The organism is Nocardioides sp. P5_C9_2, from assembly GCF_054049555.1.
In genome coordinates this window covers 1-4,877 of record NZ_JBFUMD010000303.1, presented here as the reverse complement: position 1 = coordinate 4,877, position 4,877 = coordinate 1, and the positions used below count along the sequence as shown (strand labels likewise).

Here is a 4,877-nt window from a genome sequence, read left to right as displayed (position 1 = left end):
GTGCAGGCTCAGCGCGAGGGTGACCGGGATGCCCTCCTCGGTCAGCTGGTTGATCCGCGGCACGAGCCCGACGGTGGAGACGGTGATCCCGCGCGCGCTCATCCCGAGGCCGGCGGGCGAGGGATCGGTGAGGCGGCGTACGGCGCCGATGACGGCCTTGTAGTTGGCCAGCGGCTCGCCCATCCCCATGAAGACGACGTTGGAGACGCGGCCCGGACCGCCGGGGACCTCGCCGCGGGCCATCGACCGGGCGCCGGCCACGACCTGCTCGACGATCTCGGCGGTGGACATGTTGCGCTGGAGGCCGCCCTGGCCGGTCGCGCAGAACGGACAGGCCATCCCGCAGCCGGCCTGGCTGGACACGCAGACCGTGGCGCGGTCGGGGTAGCGCATCAGCACCGACTCGACGAGCGCGCCGTCGAAGAGTCGCCACAACGTCTTGCGCGTGGTGCCCTTGTCGGCCTCCTGGGTGCGCAGCGGCGTCATCAGGTCGGGCAGCAGCGCGGCCACCAGCTCGTCCCGCTGGGTGGCGGGCAGGTCGGTCATCTCGGCGGGGTCGTCGACGAGACGCCCGAAGTAGTGCGTGGACAGCTGCTTGGCCCGGAACCCGGGCAGGCCCATCTCGGTCAGCAGGTCCTTGCGGCCCGCCTCGTCGAGGTCGGCGAGGTGGCGCGGCGGCTTCTTGCGACCCCGCGGCTCGTTGAAGACGAGCGGCAGGGTCTTGACGGGTTCGGTCTCGGGAGCAGACATCAGGCCTCGAGTCTCCCACCGACGGGCCGACCCGGGCCAATGCCCGATCCCCGGGACCCGCTCATGTGAGCGGCACCACGTCGGCAGCCCCGAGGCGTGCCGCGTCGGCGGTCTCGTCGTCGGGCTGCACCTGGCTCTCCCGCTCGGCGCGCACCCGGGCACGGTAGTGCTCGACCTCGAGCGCCACCTGCGCCTCGCTCCAGCCGAGGACCGGGGCCACCAGCGTGGCGGCCTCCTCCATCGCGCCGAGGCCACGGTCGAAGGTCTCGATCGAGATGCGGGTACGCCGCGTCAGCACGTCGTCGAGGTGCCGGGCGCCCTCGTGGCTGGCGGCGTACACGACCTCGACCCGCAGGTAGTCCTCCGCGCCGGTCAGCGGCTCGCCCAACGACGGGTCGGCCGCCACGAGGGCGAGCAGCTCGTGGACGAGCGTGCCGTAGCGCTGCAGCAGGTGCTCGATCCACACCACGTGCAGCCCGGTGTCGGCGGCCAGGCGGTGCCGGGCGTTCCACAGCGCGTGGTAGCCGTCGGCGCCCAGCAGCGGCACCCGCTCGGTGATCGAGGCCGGCACACGACGGTCCAGGTCCTCCAGCCCGTAGACGGCCTCGTCGACCACGTCCTTCGCCATCACCCGGTACGTCGTGTACTTGCCGCCGGCGACGACCACGAGCCCGGGCGCGGGGTGCCCGACCGCGTGCTCGCGCGACAGCTTGGAGGTCGCGTCGGACTCGCCCTCGAGCAGCGGCCGCAGCCCGGCGTAGACACCCTCGACGTCGTCGCGGGTCAGCGGCTGCTCGAGCACCGCGTTGACGTGCTCGAGGAGGTAGTCGATGTCGGCCTCGCTGGCGGCGGGGTGCGCCTTGTCGAGCTCCCAGTCGGTGTCGGTGGTGCCGATGATCCAGTGCCGTCCCCACGGGATGACGAAGAGCACCGACTTCTCGGTGCGCAGGATGAGGCCGACCTCGGAGCGGATCCGGTCCTTCGGCACCACGAGGTGGACCCCCTTGCTGGCCCGCACCTTGAACGAGCCCCGCTGCCCGCCCAGCGACTGGGTCTCGTCGGTCCAGACGCCGGTCGCGTTGATGACCTGTCGAGCGCGCACCGTGATGGTGGCGCCGGTCTCGAGGTCGCGCACGACGGCACCGGTGACCCGCTCGCCCTCGCGGGTCAGCTCGACGACCCGCGCCCGCGAGGCCACGTGGGCGCCGTACGCCGCCGCGGTGCGGGACAGGAACATGGTGTGCCGGGCGTCGTCGACCTGCGCGTCGTAGTAGTGCAGGGCGCCGACCAGCGCGTCCTTGCGCAGCGAGGGCACCAGCCGCCGGGCTCCGCGCCTGGTCAGGTGCTTGTGCAGGGGCACGCCGGCGCGCCCCGACACCCGAGCCATCGCGTCGTACAGGGCGACGCCGGACCCGGCGTACAGACGTTCCCACCCACGGTGGCGCAGCGGGTAGAGGAACGGCACCGGCCGCACCAGGTGCGGAGCGAGCTCCTGGATGAGCAGGCCGCGCTCCTTCAGCGCCTCGGCCACCAGGGCGAAGTCGAGCATCTCCAGGTAGCGCAGTCCGCCGTGGATGAGCTTGCTCGACCTGCTCGAGGTGCCCGAAGCGAAGTCGCGGGCCTCGACCAGTCCCACCCGCAGACCCCGGGTCGCGGCGTCCAGCGCCGCACCACCGCCCACCACGCCCCCGCCGATCACCAGGACGTCGAGCTGCTCGGTGGCCATGGCGTGCAGGGACGCCTCACGGGACTCGGGGGACAACGGGACGGCTCGCATGGTGGTGCCTCTCTCGGGGGGGTCTGCGGGTGGTGCACGCGCGGGGACCGCGGGGGTCCTGGGTCGACCGGGTCAGTCGACGTCCACCCAGTCCAACGTCCTGGTGACGGCTTTCTTCCACTGCGCGTGACCGGCGGAGCGCTGCTCGTCGTCCCACTGCGGGGACCAGCGCCTGCCCTCGTTCCAGTTCTTGCGCAGCTCGTCGGTGCTCTCCCAGAAGCCCACGGCCAGGCCGGCGGCGTACGCCGCTCCGAGGCAGGTGGTCTCGGCCACGACCGGGCGGCTCACCTCGACGCCGAGCACGTCGGCCTGGATCTGCATGCACAGCTCGTTGGCGGTCACACCGCCGTCGACCTTGAGCACCTCGAGCTTGACCCCGGAGTCCTGCTCCATCGCGTCGGCGACGTCACGGCTCTGGTAGCAGATCGCCTCCAGCGTCGCCCGCGCCACGTGGGCGTTGGTGTTGTAGCGCGACAGGCCGACGATCGCGCCGCGTGCGTCGGAGCGCCAGTACGGCGCGAACAGGCCGGAGAACGCGGGCACGAAGTAGACCCCGCCGTTGTCCTCCACCTGACGGGCGAGCGACTCGCTCTGCGACGCACCCGAGATGATCCCGAGCTGGTCACGCAGCCACTGGACGGCCGAGCCGGTGACGGCGATGGAACCCTCGAGCGCGTAGACGGGCGCGTCGTCGCCGAAGCGGTAGCAGACCGTGGTGAGCAGGCCGTTCTTCGAGCGCACCAGCTCGGTGCCGGTGTTGAGCAGCATGAAGTTGCCGGTGCCGTAGGTGTTCTTGGCCTCCCCGGGCTCGAAGCAGACCTGCCCGACCGTGGCGGCCTGCTGGTCACCGAGGATGCCGGTGAGGGGCACCTCGCCGCGGAACGGCCCGTCCGCACGGGTCGTGCCGTAGCCCTCCGGGCAGCTCGACGACTTGATCTCGGGCAGCATCGCCCGCGGGATGTCGAACAGGGCGATGAGCTCGTCGTCCCACTCGCAGGTCTMGAGGTCCATCAGCATGGTGCGGCTGGCGTTGGTGACGTCGGTGACGTGCACGCCGCCGTCGACCCCGCCGGTGAGGTTCCAGATCAGCCAGGAGTCGGTCGTGCCGAAGATGACGTCGCCCTGCTCGGCGGAGTCGCGCACCCCGTCCACGTTCTCGAGGATCCACTGGATCTTGCCTCCCGAGAAGTACGTGGCCGGCGGCAGCCCCGCACGCTGGCGGATCAGGTCCCCGTGGCCGTCGCGCTCGAGCTTGGAGGCGATGCGGTCGGTGCGAGTGTCCTGCCAGACGATCGCGTTGTAGACCGGTCGACCGGTGCGCCTGTTCCACACGACCGTCGTCTCGCGCTGGTTGGTGATCCCCACGGCAGCGAGGTCCTCGTGCGACAGACCGGCCTTGCGCAGCGCCGTCTGGATCACCGAGCTGGTGCGCTCCCAGATCTCCACCGGGTCGTGCTCCACCCATCCGGCCTGGGGCATGACCTGTTCGTGCTCGAGCTGGTGGCGGGCCACCTCCTCACCGGCGTGGTCGAAGATCATGAAACGGGTGCTGGTGGTGCCCTGGTCGACGGCTCCGACGTACTCGGCCATGGTGTGCTCCTTCGTGCTGTGGATGGACGGTTCTGGTGATGGGCGACGGACTGCTGCAGTGGACGGGTCAGCGCTGGGCGTCCGCCTCCCGCACGGGTTCGCTGACGACGACCTCCTCGTCCTCCGTGGGCGTGAGGTGCCATCCGATCAGCACCTTGAAGAGCGCGCCACCCACGAGTCCGCCGATGATCGGCGCGACGATCGGCAACCAGAAGTAGAGGTCGCCGTTCTGGTCGCGCATCGCGTCGCCGTACCCGGTCATGAGCGAGGCGAGGCGCGGACCGAAGTCGCGAGCCGGGTTGATCGCATAGCCGGCGTTGGCTCCCCACGCCATCCCGATGGCCACCACGAGCAGCCCGACCACCACCGGACCGAGGTTGGCCAGGGGCGGGTTGTTCCACGCGGACGTCAGCGCGAAGATGACGAAGACGAGGATCGCCGTGCCCACCACCTGGTCGAGGAAGGCCGTCGGGATGCTGACGTGCGCCGCGCCGTTGCCGGGCAGCGTCGAGAAGATGCCCTGGGTCGCGATGGTGTGCCCGGGGTCGACGGCCGCGATGAGATCGGCGTACGTCGCCCGGACGACGAGGGCGGCCACGAAGGCGCCCGCGGTCTGGGCGAGGACGTAGGGCGCCACCTTGCGCCACTCGAACTCGGTGAACGCCGCGAGGGCGATGCTGACCGCCGGGTTGAGGTGGGCCCCGGAGAGCCGGGCCGCGACGTAGACGCCGAGCGTGACACCGAGGCCCCAGGCCCACGC

Annotated in this window: 4 protein-coding genes; all 4 read right to left on the bottom strand. The window is 71.3% G+C overall.

Translation table 11 applies throughout. From position 1 onward, the window contains the following. Positions 1–750: 23S rRNA (adenine(2503)-C(2))-methyltransferase RlmN (gene rlmN / locus ACXJKL_RS14540; protein WP_457207758.1), on the bottom strand; the 750-nt coding region annotated here is incomplete at its 3' end. A gap of 61 nt (positions 751–811) precedes the next feature. Beyond that, positions 812–2,527, bottom strand: coding sequence for a glycerol-3-phosphate dehydrogenase/oxidase (locus tag ACXJKL_RS14535; RefSeq protein WP_457207757.1), 1,716 nt, complete (start codon positions 2,525–2,527; stop codon positions 812–814). 72 nt (positions 2,528–2,599) lie between these two features. After that, positions 2,600–4,117, bottom strand: a complete 1,518-nt coding sequence (gene glpK / locus ACXJKL_RS14530) for a glycerol kinase GlpK (protein ID WP_457207756.1) — start codon at positions 4,115–4,117, stop codon at positions 2,600–2,602. 67 nt (positions 4,118–4,184) lie between these two features. Further along, a partial coding sequence (locus ACXJKL_RS14525) for an MIP/aquaporin family protein (RefSeq protein ID WP_457207755.1) occupies positions 4,185–4,877 on the bottom strand: 693 nt, incomplete at its 5' end.

Excerpts from the sequence above, each read along its gene's own strand:
- ACXJKL_RS14535 (WP_457207757.1), bottom strand. The coding sequence starts at position 2,527 with ATGCGAGCCGTCCCGTTGTCCCCCGAGTCCCGTGAGGCGTCCCTGCAC.